Annotated in this window: 17 protein-coding genes; 11 read left to right on the forward strand and 6 right to left on the reverse strand. The window is 63.6% G+C overall.

Annotated features, from left to right (window positions below):
• Positions 1-10: 10 nt before the first annotated feature.
• Both PSH66_RS12140 and PSH66_RS12145 read left to right on the forward strand, forming a co-directional pair.
• Positions 11-1114, forward strand: a complete 1104-nt coding sequence (locus PSH66_RS12140; protein ID WP_305429166.1) for a polyamine ABC transporter substrate-binding protein — start codon at positions 11-13, stop codon at positions 1112-1114.
• Positions 1115-1157: 43 nt separating this feature from the next.
• Positions 1158-1646, forward strand: a complete 489-nt coding sequence (locus PSH66_RS12145) for a DUF3237 domain-containing protein (protein ID WP_305429168.1) — start codon at positions 1158-1160, stop codon at positions 1644-1646.
• Between the two features lie 117 nt (positions 1647-1763).
• Here the strand turns inward: PSH66_RS12145 and PSH66_RS12150 are convergent, their stop codons facing one another.
• Complete coding sequence (locus tag PSH66_RS12150; RefSeq protein ID WP_305429169.1) at positions 1764-2375, reverse strand: TetR/AcrR family transcriptional regulator; 612 nt, start codon at positions 2373-2375, stop codon at positions 1764-1766.
• 118 nt (positions 2376-2493) lie between these two features.
• Entirely contained in the window at positions 2494-4251 is a 1758-nt protein-coding gene (locus PSH66_RS12155) for a sigma-54-dependent Fis family transcriptional regulator (protein WP_003173175.1), read from the reverse strand.
• Positions 4252-4522: 271 nt separating this feature from the next.
• Here PSH66_RS12155 and PSH66_RS12160 point away from each other — a divergent pair, with 271 nt between their 5' ends.
• From PSH66_RS12160 to PSH66_RS12170, 3 genes are all read left to right on the forward strand, one after another.
• Positions 4523-5998: a benzaldehyde dehydrogenase gene (locus PSH66_RS12160; RefSeq protein ID WP_003173177.1), complete on the forward strand. Its 1476-nt coding sequence runs from the start codon at positions 4523-4525 to the stop codon at positions 5996-5998.
• 57 nt (positions 5999-6055) lie between these two features.
• Positions 6056-6823, forward strand: coding sequence for a coniferyl-alcohol dehydrogenase (locus PSH66_RS12165; protein WP_003173178.1), 768 nt, complete (start codon positions 6056-6058; stop codon positions 6821-6823).
• Positions 6824-6904: 81 nt separating this feature from the next.
• On the forward strand, positions 6905-7852 hold the full coding sequence (locus tag PSH66_RS12170; RefSeq protein ID WP_141064147.1) for a transporter: 948 nt from the start codon (positions 6905-6907) through the stop codon (positions 7850-7852).
• On the opposite strand, the gene mhpT is transcribed toward PSH66_RS12170, so the two are convergent.
• The gene (gene mhpT / locus PSH66_RS12175; RefSeq protein ID WP_305429172.1) at positions 7830-9062 is read right to left on the reverse strand and encodes a 3-(3-hydroxy-phenyl)propionate transporter MhpT; all 1233 of its coding nucleotides are present in this window, start codon (positions 9060-9062) and stop codon (positions 7830-7832) included. The genes PSH66_RS12170 and mhpT overlap by 23 nt on opposite strands.
• Before the next feature lie 306 nt (positions 9063-9368).
• On the opposite strand from mhpT, the gene PSH66_RS12180 reads away from it, so the two are divergent.
• On the forward strand, positions 9369-10685 hold the full coding sequence (locus PSH66_RS12180) for an OprD family porin (protein WP_305429174.1): 1317 nt from the start codon (positions 9369-9371) through the stop codon (positions 10683-10685).
• 3 nt (positions 10686-10688) lie between these two features.
• On the opposite strand, the gene PSH66_RS12185 is transcribed toward PSH66_RS12180, so the two are convergent.
• Complete coding sequence (locus PSH66_RS12185) at positions 10689-11174, reverse strand: MarR family winged helix-turn-helix transcriptional regulator (RefSeq protein ID WP_003173184.1); 486 nt, start codon at positions 11172-11174, stop codon at positions 10689-10691.
• A gap of 215 nt (positions 11175-11389) precedes the next feature.
• On the opposite strand from PSH66_RS12185, the gene PSH66_RS12190 reads away from it, so the two are divergent.
• From PSH66_RS12190 to PSH66_RS12210, 5 genes are all read left to right on the forward strand, one after another.
• Positions 11390-12220, forward strand: coding sequence for a p-hydroxycinnamoyl CoA hydratase/lyase (locus tag PSH66_RS12190; RefSeq protein ID WP_017528275.1), 831 nt, complete (start codon positions 11390-11392; stop codon positions 12218-12220).
• Between the two features lie 76 nt (positions 12221-12296).
• Positions 12297-13745, forward strand: a complete 1449-nt coding sequence (locus PSH66_RS12195; RefSeq protein WP_141064151.1) for an aldehyde dehydrogenase — start codon at positions 12297-12299, stop codon at positions 13743-13745.
• Between the two features lie 62 nt (positions 13746-13807).
• Positions 13808-15691 carry a feruloyl-CoA synthase gene (locus tag PSH66_RS12200; RefSeq protein ID WP_042945672.1) on the forward strand — a complete coding sequence of 628 codons (1884 nt, stop codon included), beginning with the start codon at positions 13808-13810 and terminating at the stop codon, positions 15689-15691.
• A complete protein-coding gene (locus PSH66_RS12205; protein WP_305429175.1) occupies positions 15688-16929 on the forward strand; it encodes a thiolase family protein in 1242 nt (413 codons plus the stop codon). Before PSH66_RS12200 ends, PSH66_RS12205 begins: the two co-directional genes overlap by 4 nt.
• 163 nt (positions 16930-17092) lie before the next feature.
• Positions 17093-17806, forward strand: a complete 714-nt coding sequence (locus PSH66_RS12210) for a GntR family transcriptional regulator (protein WP_042945674.1) — start codon at positions 17093-17095, stop codon at positions 17804-17806.
• A 6-nt stretch (positions 17807-17812) separates the two neighbouring features.
• Here PSH66_RS12210 and PSH66_RS12215 read toward each other — a convergent pair whose 3' ends face one another.
• Together PSH66_RS12215 and PSH66_RS12220 are read right to left on the reverse strand one after the other, a co-directional pair.
• A complete protein-coding gene (locus PSH66_RS12215) occupies positions 17813-18763 on the reverse strand; it encodes a PDR/VanB family oxidoreductase (protein ID WP_305429177.1) in 951 nt (316 codons plus the stop codon).
• Positions 18760-19800 (reverse strand): aromatic ring-hydroxylating dioxygenase subunit alpha, encoded by a 1041-nt coding sequence (locus tag PSH66_RS12220; RefSeq protein WP_305429178.1) that lies wholly within the window; start codon positions 19798-19800, stop codon positions 18760-18762. The genes PSH66_RS12215 and PSH66_RS12220 overlap by 4 nt, the downstream gene beginning before the upstream one ends.
• Positions 19801-19870: the final 70 nt, after the last annotated feature.

The raw sequence follows: 19870 nt of genomic DNA on the forward strand, positions 1-19870 counted from the left end.
GTGTTTGATCATGAATGGTTTTTTGCGCAACACCTTGCTGGGCACGCTTGCTTCATTGTTGATCAGCGGTTTTTGCCTGGCCGAAGAACGCACCGTACGCATCTACAACTGGATCGAGTACCTGCCCCCTGACGTGCTCAAGAGCTTCCAGGAAGAAACCGGCATTCGCCCGATTTACGATGTGTTCGACAGTGCCGAGACCATGGAGTCCAAGCTGCTGACGGGCAACTCCGGGTATGACGTGGTGTTCCCCGGCACCGCCAACCTGGGGCACCTGATCACGGCCGGCGCCGTGCAGCCGCTGGACCGCAAGCAATTGCCGAACTGGCAGCACCTGGACCCGCCATTCATGCAATCGCTGGAGGCGGTGGGCGACACCGGCAACCGTTATGCCGCGCCTTACCTGTGGGGCACCACGCTGATCGGCTACAACGTCGACAAGGTGCGCAAGGCCCTGGGCCCCGACGTGCAGATAGACAGCTGGGACATCATTTTCAAGGAAGAAAACCTCGCCAAGCTCGCCAGCTGCGGCGTGGGCTTTCTCGATGCCGGTAACGAAATCCTGCCGATTGCCCTGCACTACAAGGGCCTGGACCCCAACAGCCAGAAACGCGAGGACTACCCGCAGGCCCAGGCCTTGATGATGAAGATCCGCCCCTACATCACCTACTTCAACTCGTCGCGCTACGGCATGGACCTGGCCAACGGTGATATCTGTGTCGGCGTGGGCTGGTCCGGCGGTGTTGCCCTGGCCACACGCCTGGCCGATGCCGCCGGCAAGGGCGTCAAGGTCGAAATGGCCCTGCCCAGGGAAGGCGCGCCGATGTGGTCGGATGTGATGATGATCCCGGCCAATGCGCCGGACCTGGCCGAAGCCCACGTGTTCATCAATTACATCCTGCGTCCGGACGTGATTGCCCGCATCAGCAACCAGATCGGCTACCCCAACCCGAACAAGGACGCCACCGCGTTGGTGGACGCCAGTATCCGCAACAATCCGAACATGTATGTGCCGGATGCGGCGCGCAAGACGCTGTTCGCGCTGGAGCCGGTGCCAGCCGCCGTGGAGCGTATCCGCAACCGCACCTGGACGGCGATCAAGACTAACCGTTGAGCAGTATGGCCCGGTGCATGCGCGCCGGGCCTGGAGTTGCACCATGACTGAACCTTTGGACTTGATGGCCGTGGCGCCCAACTTGCAGCGCGTGCTGACCTTGCGCGTTGCGATAGGGCCGGGCGTGATGCTGGGAGACAGCGTCGACGGAGTGCGCTGCAATTACCCGATTGTGGGTGGGACATTCGAAGGGGTCGGTGTCAGCGGCCAGGTGCTGGCGGGCGGTGAGGATCTGTTTCTTTTGCGCCCTGACGGCGTGGGTCAGTTGGACGCGCGTTACAGCCTCAGAACGGATCAGGGCGAACTGATCAACCTGCGTAACCGGGGGCTGCTGAACATGACGGAGTATGGTCGCCAGCTGGAGCGCGAGGGGCAATGGCCGATTCCCGAGGCGGAGTATCGCTGCACGTGCACGCCGGTGTTTCAGGTGCCCAAGGGGCGGTTGGATTGGCTGAGTCGTGCCAGTTTCATCGGGCTGGTGCAGTACCCCAGCGCCGATCAGGTGGTAATTTGGTGTTATCGGTTTTACTGAGTGTTGAGGCATGGGCGCGAGTACATAGCCATTGGGTTACATAGGTCGCGCGCTTCAGGGGAGAGTTGGTTGCGCATAGCAGGCGCCGCACCCTGGCGAGGCTGCGTCGGTGGTCTATCAGGCCTGCATCCCATAAAACAGCAACTCAGTGATACGCCGAACCTGCAACGAGTGCGCCTCGATATCCGGCTGCTCCTGATTCACCAGCCTGAACAGTTGCAAGTGTGAGTAGTCGTTCAACAGGAACGCGGCCAATTCCACATCCAGTTGCGGGCGCAGTTTGCCGGCCTCTTGCAGCTCCCTGAGCAGTTGGCTGATTTCGGTCCTGAGCGCATCGTTCATGGCCCGGTAGCCTGCGGGCAGTTCGTTGCTGCCGCCGAACAGGATCAACGGCAGCAGCTCGCGCCATAAGTTGGGGTGCATGACCTCCAGAGCGTAACCGGTCAACAGCCGCTCCAAATGGCACATTGCCTCGACCGGATCTTCAATGTTCTTGATCAGGCTGCGGGTGTCGGTGATGGCGCGCTGATCGGCGTGGTGCAGAATTTCCAGAATGATTTCCTGCTTGTTGCCGAAGTACTTGAACACCGTGGGCGGTGACACGCCGGCCTGGCTGGCGATCTGTTCGATGGTGGTGTTCTGGAAGCCCTGGCGCTCGAACAGTTCGATGGCTGCCTGGCTGATGGCTTGCCGTCGCTCGGCTTTCTGACGTTCACGCAGTCCGCTCACGGGGAGGTCCTTGTCACAAGGTGGGGGGCGTTCGTCGCCCCGTTATCCCTGCAAAATACTTAATTGGATAAAGCTTTTAAAGCGCTGATTTCCAGGCACGGCATTTGCGCCCGAACATTTAAGGGGTTTGCCGCTGGTGTTTCTTCAATCGATAGGCAAATTGAGCCCGGCTGAGCCCCACCAGCCGGGCGGCGGCGGCCAGGTTGCCGGCGTTGCGTTGCAGCGCTTCGTTGATCAGGCGTGATTCAAGGCCCTCGATGGAAAACCCCTGGTCCAACTGGCCAAGGGTGTCCAGCAGGGCAGGGCGCACCACCGCTGCGGTGTTTGACAAGCTGCCCTGGTCGTCCAGGCTGTACGCGTCCGTCGGCAGCGGCTCATTACGAAACAGGTGCACCAGGTCGATGGCCTGGCCTTCGTCACTGGCGATCAAGCCGCGCTCGATCAGGTTCTGCAGTTCGCGCACATTGCCTGCGAAGTCGTAGCGCAGCAGGACTTTCAAGGCCCGCATGGTCAGCCCGGCGGGCGTGCGCGCATAGTCCTGGCAGAAGCGCGTGAGGAACGCGTTGATCAACAGCGGAATGTCATCCCGGCGCTCGCGCAGGGGGGGCAGGGCGATGGGGTAGACATTCAGCCGGTAGAACAGGTCCTCGCGAAACGTGCCATCCGCCACCGCTTTGCGCAGATCGATATTGGTCGCCGCCACCACCCGCACATCCACCTGGATGCCGCGCACGCCCCCCACGCGCTCGATTTCGCGCTCCTGCAACGCCCGCAGCAGTTTGCTTTGCCCCGCCAGGCTGAGGCTGGTGATTTCATCCAGAAACAGCGTGCCGCCCTGGGCTCGCTCGAAACGCCCGGGGCGTGAGTGCGTCGCGCCGGTGTAGGCGCCACGCTCGACACCGAACAGTTCGGCCTCGATCAGGTTGTCGGGGATTGCCGCGCAATTGAGCGCTACAAACGGGCCGTCACGACGGGCGCTGAGCTGATGCAACTGGCGGGCGAACATTTCCTTGCCCACGCCGGACTCACCACTGATCAATACGGTGGCGGGTGTGCGTGCAACGCGTTGCAGGGCCTGCATCGCCGCGTTGAACGCCGCACTGGCGCCCACCAACGGGTGTGGCTCGCTGATGCCGGCACGGCTGGCGGCCGGGCTGTCAGGCGTGGGCACCGCGACGGTATGGCTGACGGCTTGGGACACGTTCAGGTAACGCAGGTCCTGTTCGACATCGCCCCATTGCTCGACGGTCTTGCCGATCACCCGGCAACTGCCGTGGCCCATGCCCCGGCATTGCACCTCACGGAAAATCACCAGTTGCCCGAACAGGCCACTGACGAAACCGATGGCATAACCGGTTTCGGTCCAGCACACCGGGTCCTGGCCAATGCCGTAGGCGCCCACATGCTCATCGGCTTCGCACGAGTGGTGCCAGAGAAACTCGCCTTCATAGAACCCCGAGTCGGCATCGAACTTGAAGTGCAGCGGTTCGACCTTGGTCATGCCCTCCAGCGTGTGCAGGTGCGTGCCGGCGCGAAACACAGCGGCGGCGTCCGCCTGCGGCCAGCGTTCACGGATCAGCCGGGCGTCTCGCGCGCCGGAAGCGTAACCGGTGCGTGTGAACAGGCCGCGTGCCTGCTCAAGCCCCAGGCGCTCGATGACTTCCCTGCGCAGGGCGCCGAAGGAGGAACTGTGCAGCAGCAGCATGCGTTGGTCGTTGAGCCAGATGCGCCCGTCTTCGGGAGAGAAGAACAGGCAGTCAGTCAGCTCAGCGGGCGTAGGCGAGCTGCTGTCGTTGAGGTGGCGGCTGTCGCCACGCGGATGATAGTGCGCGGTGCTCGCCCGGTCGTCGGGCAACGCGCTGTGGGGATTAGTCATTGTTATGCCCCTGCAGAGCTGATGAACGATATGAGTAACTGCTCAGATAGTTATTAAACATAACCTTCTCAATTGAACAAGTGCCCGGCCCGGGTTTTCGTCGGCGTGCTGCCTTGCGGTTTGCGCCTGGCTGTACGCAAGCCGCGAAACAGACGCCTCGGCGCTACGCGTGCGGTGTGTTCGCGGCAAGCGGCACAGCCTTTGCTCTAGGTGTTGTGCGGCGTTTGCGCACTGCGCGAGCGGATGACAATTACAAGAACCGGGAGTTGCCATGTCAGTGTCTGAAACAACCCACCTGCTCCAACCCTCCCTTGAGGCCGAATGCGTGTTCAACGGCGATTGGGTACCGGCTTCAGGCCAGGTCATCGGCGTGATCGAACCGGCCACCGGCGAGCCGATGATGCGCTGTGCCATGGCCGATGCGGCGGATGTCGCCGTGGCCTGTCGCAGCGCGGCGCTGGCCCAGCCGGCCTGGGCCGCAATGGGGCCACGGGAACGTGCGCAGGTGTTTCGCAAGGCGGCTGAATGTGCCGAGCGGGCGTTCGATGAGTTGGCGCTGTATGTCGCCAGGGAAACCGGCGGGGCGCTGTTCAAGGGCGCCCATGAAGTACGCGAGGCGATTGTATTGCTGCACCAGGCGGCCGGCATGTTATCCGAGCCCCACGGCGTGGTGCTGCCCAGTGCGGCCGGGCGCCTGTCGTATGCGCGGCGCCAGCCCCACGGTGTGGTCGGCGTGATCTCACCGTTCAATTTCCCGCTGGTATTGTCGATGCGCTCGGTGGCGCCGGCCTTGGCCGCGGGCAATGCGGTGGTGCTCAAGCCCGACCCGCAAACCCCGGTCAGCGGCGGCTTTCTGATTGCGCGGTTGTTCGAAGAGGCGGGCTTGCCCAAGGGCCTGCTGCACGTGTTGCCGGGGGCGGCGCCGGCGGGTGAGGCGCTGTGCCGCGATCCCAATGTGCGCATGATCGCGTTCACCGGCTCCACGGCCGCCGGGCGCAAGGTCGCCGAAGTGGCCGGGCGCAACCTGAAAAAAGTCGCGCTGGAGCTGGGCGGCAAGAACCCACTGATTGTCCTGGAGGACGCTGACCTGGACCTGGCGGCCAGCAATGCGGCCTGGGGCGCCTGGTTGCACCAGGGGCAAATCTGCATGGCCACCGGCTTGATCCTTGCCCATCACACCATCGCCGCCGCGCTCACGCGCAAGCTGGTCGACAAGGCCCGCGCGCTGACCGTCGGCAATGCGGCGCGGGGTGAGGCGGCGCTCGGCCCGCTGATCAACAAGCGCCAGCTGGAGCGCGTACACGCCATCGTCCATGACAGCGTGCAGGCCGGCGCGCGCATTGAAGTCGGCGGCGAGTACGACCGCCTGTTCTATCGGCCGACCGTCCTCAGCGGGGTGCGCCCAGGCATGCGCGCCTTCGATGAGGAAATGTTCGGGCCGGTGGCGACGGTGGTCAGTTTTGCCACCGACGAGGAGGCCATCGAGCTGGCCAACCTCACCGAATACGGCCTGTCGGCCGCGATCATCTCGCCTTCCATCGGCCGCGCCATGGCCATCGGTGAGCGGCTTGACTGCGGCATGTTGCACATCAACGACCAGACCGTGGCCGATGAATGCAGCAACCCCTTCGGCGGGCGCGGCGCCTCGGGCAATGGCGGCAGCGTGGGCGGCCCGGCGGACTGGGACGAATACACCCAATGGCAATGGGTCACGGTCAAGGACACCCCGCCGACCTATCCCTTCTGAGCCTCGGCTCATCGCAATGAACGGCGTGTGCCTATACAACAATAAGAGGGCTTGAACATGAATCTGTACAACAAAACCCTGGTGGTGACGGGTGTCGCTTCGGGCATTGGTGCCGAAGTTGCGCAGTTGGCGCGTTTTCAGGGCGCCAGGGTGATCGGTGTTGATCGCCATGAACCGCAACTGACCCTGGACGGTTTTTTCCACGCCGACCTGGGCGACCCTGCCAGCATCGATGCCCTGGTGGCTCGCTTGCCGGCGCGGGTCGATGTGCTCTGCAACATTGCCGGCGTGCCCGGTACCGCACCGGTGCAGACGGTCGCCGAGGTCAACTACCTGGGGCTGCGCCATTTCACTCAGGCGCTGCTGCCACGCATGCCGGTGGGCGGCAGCATCGTCAATGTCGCCTCGATTCTCGGCGCGCAGTGGCCGCAACGGCTGGCGCAGCACAAGGCGTTGGCGACCACTGAAAGCTATAGCGCCGGGCAGCAATGGCTCAAGGATCATCCGGTCGAACAGGCTACCTGCTACCAGTACTTCAAGGAGGCGCTGATTGTCTGGAGCTTTGCGCAATCCCAGGCCTGGTTTCGCGACCATGGTGTGCGCATCAACTGCGTCGCGCCGGGGCCGGTGTTCACGCCGATTCTGGGCGATTTCATCAGCATGCTCGGCCCTGAGCGCGTGGCCCAGGACGGCCAGCGCATGACCCGTCCGGCCATGGCCGACGAGGTGGCGGCGGTGATTGCCTTCCTGTGTTCGGACGCGTCGCGCTGGGTCAACGGCGTCAACCTGCCGGTGGATGGCGGGTTGGCGGCCACCTACGTGTAGGCGCTGCAACCGCCTTAAGCCCCGGCGCGGATGCACCGCGCCGGGGGTCTTGAACAACAACAAAAATACAGGACACACTAGATGCTCAAGCCTATCTTGCGCACGGTTGCGGCCACGACGTTTGTCGCGCTGTCATCGACCGCCTACGCCTACGACTTGCCCGGCCTCAACCTGGGCAGCACCAGTTTCTATGATGGCTCGCCAGCGCCTGCCGGGCCCGGTTGGTACCTGGAGGAATACCTGACGTACTCCCGCGCCAGTCGCTTCAACGATGCCCACGGCAACAAGCTGGCGCTGCCCAGGCAGGACGTGGAGGTGGTGGCGCCGACCACGCAGATCATCTATGTCGGCCAACCCCTGGCCAACGGCGCGATGCCAGGCATTACCCTGATCAATACGTCGCTGGCCCATGTGGATGTCGATGACGGTCTGGGCAACGCGGCGCTGAGTTCCCGCGCGGGGTTCGGCGATCTGACAGTCGGGCCTTTCCTGCAACTGCCGACCCTGAGCCGCGCTGACGGCAGCCCTTTGCTGACCCAGCGCGTCGAGGCTGATATAACGGTGCCGGTGGGTGCCTATGACCGCAATCGCTCGATCAACCCCGGCAGCAACTTCTGGTCATTCAACCCGTATTACGCGGCCACCTACTGGTTCAACCCCACGTGGTCGGCGAGCGGACGTTTCATGTACCTGTGGAATGGCAAGAACGATGACCCGGCGGCCGGCTTCGGTGATGTTTCCAGCACCCAGGCCGGCCAGGCCTTGCACGCCAACCTGACGCTGCAATATGCCGTGAGCCAGCAACTGAGCGTGGGGTTGAATGGCTACTGGCTGAAGCAGATCACCGACACCAAGGTCGATGGCAGCGCGGTAAGCGGGCGTCGCGAAAAGGTCTGGGCCATCGGCCCAGGCCTGGTCTACGCGTTCAACAAGGAAAACGTGCTGTCGGTGAACGCCTACTTTGAGCAGCAGGCGCAAAACCGCACCCAGGGCGACAAACTGGTGCTCAACTGGCTGCACCAGTTCTAGACGCCGGCGTACCGGGCAGGTCCAGTGGCGCCGTACGCACCATCACGCTGATGATGGTGAGTGCGGCGATCACCAGACCGGGTGAGGTCGCCAGCAGCACGCCCGTGGTGCCGGCGCCTGCTGCCAGCAGTTGCCCGGCGGCCAGCGGCCCGGCCACCGACCCCAGTCGGCCGATGGCGACGGCCGCACCCACGCCGGTGGCACGCACCGCGACGGGATAAGCGGGTGGGGCGCTGGCATACAGCACCAATTGCGCGGCCAAAATGAACAATCCCGCGGCGAAACCAAAGATGGCCATGGGCACGATGCCCTCCGACAGCCCGACACCGGCCAGTGCGGCCAGCAACCCGGCGTACACGAACAGCACCACTTTGAGCGCGTTGCAACGGTCCAGCAGTACGCCACCGAGCAGCGAACCCAGGGCCCCGCCGATATTGAACAGCATCTGCACCAGGCCCGCCTGGGGTTTGCTGAAGCCTTGTTCCAGCAACAGCGACGGCAGCCAATTGAGCAGCATGTACATCACGGTCAGGGTGAAGAAATAACTGAGCCACAACGCTAGTGTGGTGCGTGCGCGACCGTCGCCGAACAAGGCCTGGCGGGTAGAGGCACGGGCGCCGGACGTGGTGTGCGACTGTTGGCGAAAGGCGCTGGATTCCGGCAGCAGCACGATCATCAACGGCACGGCCAGCAAGGGTGCCAGGCCACCGATGATAAAGGTGGTCTGCCAGTGTTCACTGGAAAACATCGCCACCACGGCGGCCAATGCGCCCCCCAGCGGCACGCCGCAGTACATGACGCTGATGGCGGTGCCGCGATTGCGCTCGCTGACCGCCTCGGCGCACAGCGCGATCAGGTTTGGCAGCGCGGCGCCCAGGCCCAGGCCGGTGAGGAAGCGCACCAGCAACAGGCTCGCATAGCTGTCGACAAACGCGGTGCTCAGGGAGAACAACCCGAACAGCAGCACCGCCAGCACCAGGATTTTTTTGCGCCCGATACGGTCGGCGATCCAGCCGCCGAAGAACGCCCCAGGCAACAGGCCGATGATGCCGACGCTGAACACCCAGCCCAGCATTTTCGGGTCGAGGGCAAAGCTGTGGCGCAACCCTGCGGCGGTGGTGCCGGCGGCCTGCAGGTCGAAACCTTCGATCAGCGCAACGATAAAGCACAAAGCGATGGTCAGCGTCGAACGACGCGATGGACTGTTCATGGGCAAACCTCATTGTTGTTTTTGTTGTCGTGGTGAGCCGTAAGGCGGCTGGAAATCAAGATAACAAATATAACTATAAAAAGAAGGGCGGCGGCGCCGCTCCAACAATCAGCACCCAGGCCCTCTAAGTCGCCGGTTTGAGATTCGCGGTAGCGGAAAAAACAAAAATAGATACGTTTATTAATGTTCGATTATCGGTCAGTGGCAGTTGACGACTGCGCTCTGCTGTTTCCATTCTCTGTCCGCGAAGCCGCTTGGGCCAAGCGCGTGTCTCCCCCAAAACAACAACAAAAATGGACATCGAACATGCCAAAACTCTCCACGGACGCCGTTGCGGCGACCTGCCGTGTGTCGAACAGCACTCCCTGCCTGATCAGCGCGCTGTTGATGTTGAGTGTGCTGCCCACTGCGTCCTGGGCGGCGGGGTTTATCGACGACAGCCACGGCACCCTGACGCTGCGCAATTACTACCTGGACCGTGACTACAAGGACGACGGCGCCAAGACCGCCGCGCGTGAGTGGGCCCAGGCGTTCATGCTCAACCTGGAATCGGGGTACACCCCCGGCACCCTCGGCTTTGGCCTGGATGTGCGTGGGTTGATGGGAGTCAAGCTCGACTCGTCGCCGGACCGCAGCGGCACCGAGTTATTGCCGGTGTCGGCCAGCGACAAGCGTGCCGCCGATGAATACTCGCGCCTGGCGCCGACCGCCAAGCTGCGGTTTGCCCAAACCACGGTGAAGGCCGGCGACGTGTCGATCTTCCTGCCGTTCGCTTTCGCCAGCCCGTCGCGCCTGCTGCCGCAGACCTTTCGCGGTACCACCCTGAGCTCCAAGGATATCGATGGCCTGACCCTCAATACCGGTTACATCGACCGCATCAACAAGCGCGACTCCACCGACTACCAGGCCATGACGATTGCCTCGCCCAACCGGCGGTTCAACGCCACGGCCACCACCTCGCACCTGGCGTATGTGGGCGGCGATTACCAGGTCAACAAAGACCTCAGCCTGCGCGTGTACCACGCCGAGGTCGCGGACCTTTACCAGCAGCACACCCTGGCACTGCTGCACAACCTGCCGGTGGGCGATGGCGTGCTGACCAGCGATCTGCGCAGTTTCTTCAGTCGTGAGGACGGCAGCGCCAAGGCCGGCAACGTGGATAACCGCAACCTCTCGGCGCTGTTCGGCTACCGCCTGGGCGGCCACCGGATCAGCCTGGGCTACATGCATTCCAGTGGGGAAACCGCCACGCCGTATATCTCCGGCACCGAGTTGATGGGCATGAGCGAACTGACCATGAGTTCGGATTTTCTCAACGCCAAGGAGCGCACCTGGCAGGCCATCTATGACTATGATTTTGCCGCCTCAGGCGTGCCGGGCCTGAAGACCCGGCTGCGCTATGTGCGCGGCGACAACATCGAGCTGGCAGCCTTCAATGCCGAGGATCGCAAGGAGCGCGAGTTCCAGATGGAGCTGGGCTACGTGATCCAGAGCGGCCCGCTGAAGAACGTCGGGCTGATGGCGCGCAAGTCGATCTACCGCAACGACTTCCCGGGCGGCGCGGCGTTTCGCGATGAAAACCAGACGCGCTTCCTGGTGCTCTACACCGTGGCGCTCTGGTAGACATCAGTCCTGATACACCTTCTTGAGCAGGCGCAGCAGCTCTGCACGTTCCTCGACGTCCAGGGCTGCGGTGGCGTTCAGGTCGCTTTGCGCGGCGATGTCCTTGAGCTCCTTGAGCAGCGCTTCGCCGGTCTTGCTCAGGAAAATCCCGTAGGAGCGCTTGTCCGGTTTGCACCGCACGCGCACGGCGAGGGCGCGGCTTTCCAGCTTGTTCAGCAAGGGCACCACCTGGGGCGGTTCGATGGCCAGGGCACGGGCCAGGTCGGCCTGCATCAGCCCGGGGTTCTGCTCGATGATTGCCAGGGCCGAGAACTGTGCCGGGCGCAGGTCGTGGTCCGACAGCCGGCCGATCAGGTTCTGGAACAGCTTGAGCTGGGCGCGGCGCATGGCATAACCGATCAGATCGTCCAGAGCTGAATCCAGCGGCGGTCGACCCTCGTCATGTTCGGGCAGGGCCTGGCTGGCGGCGATTTTGGAAGGCTTGGCCATGGACAGTGCAATCCTCAGAAAGTGGAGGTTAAGAAGGCTATCTAGTTTGCCGGGGTTGACGCGCCGTGGCTATGCCGGTTTTTTACCCGGCCCGAAAAAAGCAGCGGTCTTACCCCGTAAAATATTGGTTATCTGGATTAATAGTTAATTGACATAACTATATTTGCGGTTTAATTTCGAATCATCTTCACACCCCAGAACAAGAGTGCACCGCCATGAGCAATTACGAAGGCCGCTGGACCACCGTCAAAGTCGAGATCGAGGAAGGTATTGCCTGGGTCATTCTCAATCGCCCGGAAAAACGCAACGCCATGAGCCCGACCCTCAACCGGGAAATGATCGATGTGCTGGAAACCCTCGAGCAGGATCCGGCCGCCGGTGTGCTGGTGCTGACCGGCGCCGGTGAAGCCTGGACCGCGGGCATGGACCTCAAGGAATACTTCCGCGAAGTGGATGCCGGCCCGGAAATCCTCCAGGAAAAAATCCGCCGCGAAGCCTCGCAATGGCAATGGAAGCTGCTGCGCATGTACGCCAAGCCGACCATCGCGATGGTCAATGGCTGGTGCTTCGGTGGCGGTTTCAGCCCGCTGGTGGCGTGCGACCTGGCGATCTGCGCCGATGAAGCGACTTTCGGCCTCTCGGAAATCAACTGGGGCATCCCGCCGGGCAACCTGGTGAGCAAGGCCATGGCCGACACCGTGGGCCATCGTCAGTCGCTGTACTACATCATGACCGGCAAGACCTTTGACGGGCGCAAGGCCGCCGAAATGGGCCTGGTCAATGAGAGCGTGCCGTTGGCGCAACTGCGCGAAGTGACCATCGAACTGGCGCGTAACCTGCTGGAGAAAAACCCGGTGGTGCTGCGTGCGGCCAAACATGGCTTCAAGCGTTGCCGCGAACTGACCTGGGAGCAGAACGAGGATTACCTCTACGCCAAGCTCGATCAGTCGCGCTTGCTCGACACCGAAGGCGGTCGCGAGCAGGGTATGAAGCAGTTCCTCGACGACAAGAGCATCAAGCCCGGCCTGCAGGCGTATAAACGCTGAAAGACGCGGCCTGCGGGCCGCACTGTTGTGACGACGCTGAACGTATTCCCGATAAAGATAATAAAGAGGAATCACCATGCTGGACGTGCCCCTATTGATTGGCGGCCAGTCGTGCCCCGCCCGCGACGGTCGAACCTTTGAGCGTCGCAACCCGGTGACCGGTGAAGTGGTCTCGCGCGTGGCCGCCGCGACCCTTGAAGATGCCGACGCCGCCGTGGCCGCGGCCCAGGCCGCGTTCCCCACTTGGGCCGCGCTGGCGCCCAACGAGCGTCGCACGCGCTTGCTCGTGGCGGCCGAGCAATTGCAGGCGCGCAGCGCCGAATTTATTGCCGCTGCCGGCGAGACCGGCGCCATGGCCAACTGGTATGGCTTTAACGTGCGCCTGGCGGCCAACATCCTGCGCGAAGCTGCGTCGATGACCACCCAGATCACCGGCGACGTCATCCCTTCCGATGTGCCCGGCAGTTTCGCCATGGCCCTGCGTCAGCCATGCGGCGTGGTGCTGGGCATCGCGCCATGGAATGCCCCGGTCATCCTCGCCACCCGCGCCATTGCCATGCCGCTGGCCTGCGGCAACACCGTGGTGCTCAAGGCTTCGGAATTGAGCCCGGCGGTGCACCGTCTGATCGGCCAGGTGTTGCAGGATGCCGGCCTCGGTGATGGCGTGGTCAACGTGATCAGCAATGCCCCGGCGGATGCCGCCGCCATCGTCGAGCGGCTGATCGCCAACCCGGCGGTGCGACGGGTCAACTTCACGGGTTCGACCCATGTCGGGCGGATTGTCGGCGAACTCTCGGCGCGTCATCTCAAGCCGGCCCTGCTGGAACTGGGCGGCAAGGCGCCGTTGCTGGTGCTCGACGACGCCGACCTGGACGCGGCCGTCGCGGCGGCGGCGTTCGGCGCCTACTTCAACCAGGGGCAGATTTGCATGTCCACCGAGCGCCTGATTGTCGATGCCAAGGTCGCCGATGCGTTTACCGCAAAACTGGCGGCCAAGGTCGCGACCCTACGCGCAGGTGATCCCGCCGCGCCGGATTCGGTGCTGGGCTCGCTGGTGGACGCCAACGCCGGTACGCGCATCAAGGCCCTGATCGACGATGCCCTGGCCAAGGGCGCACGCCTGGTGGTGGGCGGGCAATTGGACGGCAGCATCCTGCAGCCGACGCTTATTGATGGCGTCACCGAACACATGCGCCTGTACCGCGAAGAGTCCTTCGGCCCGGTGGCGGTGCTGCTGCGCGGTGACGGTGATGAAGCGCTGCTGCGCTTGGCCAATGACTCCGAATTCGGCCTGTCGGCGGCGATCTTCAGCCGCGACACCGGGCGTGCGCTGGCATTGGCGCAGCGTGTGGAATCGGGCATCTGCCATATCAACGGCCCGACCGTGCATGACGAAGCGCAGATGCCCTTCGGCGGGGTCAAGTCCAGCGGCTATGGCAGTTTCGGCGGCAAGGCTGCGATCGAGCACTTCACGCAATTGCGTTGGGTGACCTTGCAGAACGGGCCCAGGCATTACCCGATCTGAGCAGGCATTGCGACCTAACAATAACAAGGCGGCGTTGACCCGCCTTGATGGAGGACATCCTTGTGAGTTCCGAATTCAGAGCGCAACCCCAGCCCGAGCAGCACCCGCCGCGATACCGCGCGGTGTCCATCGGCCATGCGCCGGTCGAGGTCACTGAAGAACAGGGCGTGCTGCATATGCGTTCCCTTGAGCCACTGGCCGAGTTGCCGCCGCGCTTGCTCGACCGGCTGGTGCATTGGGCCCAGGTGCGTCCCGAACAGACGTTTATCGCCGCACGCCAGGCCGGCGGCGAGTGGCGTCGCGTCAGCTACCGGGAAATGCTCGACAGCGTGCGCGCGATTGCCCAGGGTTTGCTGAGTTACGGGCTGTCGGCGCACAAGCCGCTGGCGTTGCTGTCGGGCAACGATATCGAGCATCTGCAAGTAGCGCTCGGCGCCATGTACGCCGGTATTCCCTACTGCCCGGTATCGCCTGCGTACGCGTTGTTGTCCCAGGATTTCGCCAAGCTGCGCCATGTGTGCGAGCTGCTGCAACCGGGGCTGGTGTTCGTCAACGATGCGGCGGCTTACCAGCGCGCCATCGAGGCCGTATTGCCGGCCGACACGCCGCTGATCTGCGTGCGCGGTGAGGTGCCTGGACGCACTCAAGCCAGCTTTGCGAGCCTGTTGCAAACGCTGGGTGGTGCCGAGGCCGAGGCAGCGTTCAACGCCACCGGCCCGGACAGCATCGCCAAATTTCTCTTCACCTCCGGCTCGACCAAATTGCCCAAGGCCGTGGTTACCACCCAACGCATGCTCTGCGCCAACCAGCAGATGCTGCTGCAGACGTTCCCGGTGTTCGGCGAGGAGCCACCGGTGCTGGTGGACTGGCTGCCGTGGAACCACACCTTTGGCGGCAGCCACAACGTCGGCATCGTGCTCTACAACGGCGGCACCTTTTACCTGGACGATGGCAAACCCACCGCCCAGGGCATTGCCGAGACCCTGCGCAATCTCAAGGAAATTTCGCCCACGGCCTACCTGACCGTGCCCAAGGGCTGGGAAGAGTTGGTCAATGCCCTGGAACAGGACGCCGAGCTGCGCGAGCGGTTTTTTGCGCGAATGAAACTGTTCTTCTTCGCCGCCGCCGGCCTCTCGCAAAGTGTCTGGGATCGTCTCGACCGCGTGGCCGAGCTGCACTGCGGCGAGCGCATCCGCATGATGGCCGGGCTGGGCATGACCGAAGCCGCGCCGTCCTGCACCTTCACCACCGGACCGTTGTCGATGGCCGGTTACATCGGTTTGCCCGCACCGGGGTGCGAGGTGCGTCTGGTGCCGCTGGACGGCAAGTTCGAAGGGCGCTTTCGCGGGCCGCATATCATGCCGGGTTACTGGCGCGCGCCCGAGCAAACCGCCGAGGTGTTCGATGAGCAGGGGTTCTACTGTTCCGGTGATGCGATCAAGCTCGCCGATCCTCAGCAGCCGCAACTGGGGCTGATGTTCGACGGGCGCATTGCCGAGGACTTCAAGCTGTCTTCCGGGGTGTTTGTCAGCGTCGGCCCGATGCGTAATCGCGCGGTGCTCGAAGGCTCGCCGTATGTGCAGGATCTGGTGATCGCCGCGCCGGACCGCGAATGCCTGGGCGCCCTGGTATTCCCGAGGCTCTACGAGTGCCGCCGGCTGGCGGGCTTGAGCGTTGATGCCAGCGACGCCGAGGTCCTCGCCAGCGCACCGGTGCGCCAGTGGTTCGGCGACTGGTTGCAGCGCCTCAATGGCGAGGCCACCGGCAATGCCAGTCGGCTGGAGTGGATTGCCGTACTCGACGAACCGGCGTCCATCGACCGTGGCGAAATCACCGACAAAGGCTCGATCAATCAACGCGCGGTGTTGCAATGGCGCGCGGCCAAGGTCGAGGCGCTGTATCGCGGTGAAGACCCGACGATCCTGCGCGCCGGGCCCAAGCCGTGAGCGGCGCCGGGCAGTATGCGGCGTTTACCGATGTGGCGATTTTCGACGCGGTGCGCACGCCCTGGGTCGACCTCGGCGGGGCACTGTCGCTGGTGTCGCCCATCGACCTGGGGATCAAGGTCGGCCGTGAAGTGCTGGCCCGCGCCGGCATCGAACCGCAGACGGTAGACAGCGTGCTGGCCGGCTCCATGGCCCAGGCCAGTTTCGATGCCTACTTGCTGCCACGGCATATCGGGTTGTACAGCGGTGTGGCGCAATCGGTTCCGGCGCTGGGAGTGCAGCGCATCTGCGCCACCGGTTTCGAGCTGTTGCGCCAGGCCGCCGGGCAACTGCGCGACGGCACGCAACTGGCGTTGTGCGTGGCGGCTGAATCAATGTCGCGCAACCCGATTGCCGCCTACACCCACCGGGGCGGGTTCCGTCTGGGGGGCGAGGTGCAATTCAAGGACTTTCTCTGGGAGGCGCTGTACGACCCGGCCCCTGCGGTGGACATGATCGCCACCGCCGACAACCTGGCGCGCCGTTATGGATTGAGCCGCGAGGCGGTGGATCGGTATGCCTGCGACAGCCATCAGCGCGCGTTGCAGGCGCAGGGTGAGGGGGCCTGGGCTGAAGAGATCGTGGCGGTGGATAACCAGGTGTTTGAACTGGAAGGGTACCAGCCGAGGAGTATTACTCTGGCGCGTCAGGTGGGTGCAGTCAGTGCGGACAGCCATCCACGGGCCACCAGTCTGGAGGCCTTGGCGCGTTTGCGTGCAATCCATGCCGGTGGGGTGCAAACCGCCGGCAACAGTTGTGCGGTGGTCGACGGTGCGGCGGCGGCGCTGGTCGGGCGTGCCTCTGACTGCTTGCGCCCGGCGCTGGCTCGGCTGGTGGCCAGTGCGGTGGTAGGGGTGGCCCCGGAGTACATGGGCATTGGCCCGGCGCCGGCGATTCGTCTGCTGTTGCAGCGCAGTGGGCTGAACCTGGGCGATATTGGTCGTTTCGAGATCAACGAAGCCCAGGCGGCGCAGGTGCTGGCGGTGGCTCAGGAGCTGGAGTTGGACAGTAGCCGTCTTAACGTCGAGGGCGGCTCTCTTGCGTTGGGGCATCCGCTGGCGGCCACCGGTCTGCGTCTGGTCATGAGCCTGGCTCGGCAGCTGCGTCGGCACAATTTGCGTTATGGGATTGCGGCTGCGTGTGTGGGTGGGGGGCAGGGGATGGCGTTGTTGATCGAGAACCCGGCCTGGCTGCCGTGACGGCTCGGAAGCTGGCGACTATCTAACTGACACCCCCGCAATCTAAATGTGGGAGGGGCTTGCCCGCGATGAGCATGGGTTGTTGCTCTGGCTCTGGCGTTCGTCTGACGAAACCACAGGCTTGCGGTACTATGGAGGGCCACGTTTTCTGGAAGTTGCCTGGATGAGTAAGCCCGGTCAATTGGTGCTGGTTGCACTGCGCAAGATGATTGCCAGCGGCGAGTTGGCGGCAGGCGAGCGCTTGATGGAGATCCCCACGGCGCAACGCTTTGGCGTGTCGCGCATGCCTGTGCGCATGGCGTTTCGTACCCTGGAACAGGAAGGGTTGCTGGTGCCGTTTGGCGGGCGCGGGTATCAGGTGCGTTCGGTCAGCCCCAGCGATATCGCCGGCGCAGTGGAGGTGCGTGGCGTGCTCGAAGGCCTGGCGGCGCGCCAGACCGCTGAGCGTGGCTTGTCCGAGGAGGCGCGCAGGGTGCTCGAGCGTTGCCTGGTCGAGGGCGATCAACTGTTCGACAAGGGCTATGTGACCGAGGACGACCTGGAGATTTACCACGACCTGAACATGCGTTTTCACCAGGTCATCGTCGAAGGCAGCCACAACCCGGCGATTGCTGATGCTCTGGCGCGTAATGATCACCTGCCGTTCGCTTCGGTGACGGCGCTGGCGGTGGATCGCGAGGACATGGCCCGCGAATACCGTCGCTTCAACTACGCCCACATGCAACACCATTCGGTGTTCGACGCCCTGGTCAATCGCCAGGGCGCGCGTGCCGAAGCCATCATGCGCGAACACGCCAATGCGACCTTGCGCTATGCCGAGATCTTCAGCTCCGCCACCGCCGACGCACGCATGAAGGTGATCCTGCCCGCGTCGTGACGCGGTTCAGATATCGAGCACCAACAGCGGGGTTTTCGCGCGTGAGCAGCACGGCGTGAATTGGTCATTCAGGGCTTGCTCCTGTTCGGTGAGGAACAGGTCGCGGTGCTCCGGGATGCCTTCCAGCACGCGGGTCAGGCAGGTGCCGCAGATCCCTTGCTCGCATGACACGGCAATCTCGATGCCGTGGCTTTCCAATACCTGGACCACGCTTTTGTCGGTCGGTATCTCGAAGACCTGGCCGCTGCTGGCGATCTTCACCGAAAATCGCCCATCCAGACTGCTGTCCACCGGCGCCGCCGAGAAGTACTCACGGTGCAGGCAGTTTTCCTGCCAGCCCTGGGCGCGGGCGCTGTCGAGCACATGCTGCATGAAGCCGCCGGGGCCGCACACATACAGGTGCACGTCGTCTGCCGGTGCCGCCAGCACCTGGGCGGCGTTGAGCGCGGTGTCGGGCTGCTCGTCGAAATGCAGGAACACCCGGTCGGCAAACGGGGAATCCTTGAGACGCTGCACAAACGCTGCGCGCTCGCTGGCACGGGCGCAGTAGTGCAGTTCGAAGTCGGACCCGCCCTGGGCCAGACGCTCGGCCATGCACAGGATCGGCGTGATGCCGATGCCACCGGCAAACAACAGGCTGCGTCGGGCTTCATGGACCAGCGGGAAGAGGTTGCGCGGTTCGCTGATGGTCAGGCGGGCGCCTTCGTGCACCTGTTCGTGCAGGCTGCGCGAGCCGCCTCGCGAGGCGGGGTCGTTGAGTACGCCAATCAGGTAGCGATGACGTTCCTCAGGGTGATTGCACAGCGAATATTGTCGGATCAGCCCGTCCGGCAGGTGCACATCGATATGCGCCCCAGCGCTGAACGGCGGCAGTGGCGCGCCATCGACACGGGCCAGTTCATAGCTGCAAATGTCCAGCGCCTCGACGCGCCGCGACGTCACCACCACCTCGATCATGTCGGCTCTCCGGCGCGTTCCCGAGCGATCAATCGCTCCAGGACCTTGCGCGACTGCACGCCACCGGCATCGATATTGAGCTTGAGCAGGTTGCGCGTCGGGTGGGCAAGCAGGTTCTGCTGCTGGCGTTCGAGCATCTCCAGGTCTTCGCTGAAAATCTTGCCCTGGCCTTCGCGAATGCTGGCGGTCAGCGCCTCATCGTGTGGGTTGAAGTTGCGCGCCATGCCCCAGAAGTACCAGATCGACGTGTCGGTCTGCGGCGTGATGAAGTCGACCACGATGCTCGCCGCCTTGTACTCCGGCGCGGCGTGGTAGCCGCCCTTGCCGGCATGGGCCACGCCGACTTCGATCAACACGTGGCTGGGTGGGGTAAAGCGACAGATCTGCCAGCGATCCACCGGCACGTCATCGGCCAGGTTGTTGCCGCGCAGGGCCATGCGCCAGAACGGCGGCGCCATGATGTTCTCCATGTGCCGGGCGGTGACCACTTCATCGCCGTCCACCGTGGTCACCGGCGGCGCCTCGTCGATCTCCTTCTGGCCGATACTGGACGCATGCACGTAGGTCTCGTGGGTCAGGTCCATCAGGTTGTCGATCATCAGGCGGTAATCGCACTGGATATCGAACAGCCCGCCGCCGTAGGCCCACTCATCACTCACCGCCCATTCCAAATGATGAATCAGCGCAGGGTCAGCCTGGGCCTGATCACCCGGCCACACCCAGATAAAACCGTAGCGCTCAACCGCCGCGAAGGTCTTGTTGCAGGGAAAACCGCGTACCCGCTGGCCAGGCATCTCGACCGTCTTGCCATCGCAGCCCATGACCAGGCCATGGTAGCCGCACACCAGGTTGCCATTCTCGACATACCCCAGCGACAACGGTGCGCCACGATGCGGACAAAAATCCTCGACGGCCACCACCGCACCTTCCAGGCCACGGTAAAACACCATTTTTTCACCGCAGATCTGCCGGCCCAGCGGCTTGTGCGCGATCTCATCGGGGGTGCAGGCGACATACCACGTGTTCTTGGGGTACATGGCGACTCTCCAGGCAATGGATTATTTTTGTTTGTTGGATCCATTAGATTGGAGGGGTAATGGGTAGTCA

Origin of the sequence: Pseudomonas sp. FP597 (assembly GCF_030687435.1) — a bacterium.
In the GTDB taxonomy this organism is placed as follows: Bacteria; Pseudomonadota; Gammaproteobacteria; order Pseudomonadales; family Pseudomonadaceae; genus Aquipseudomonas; species Aquipseudomonas lactucae.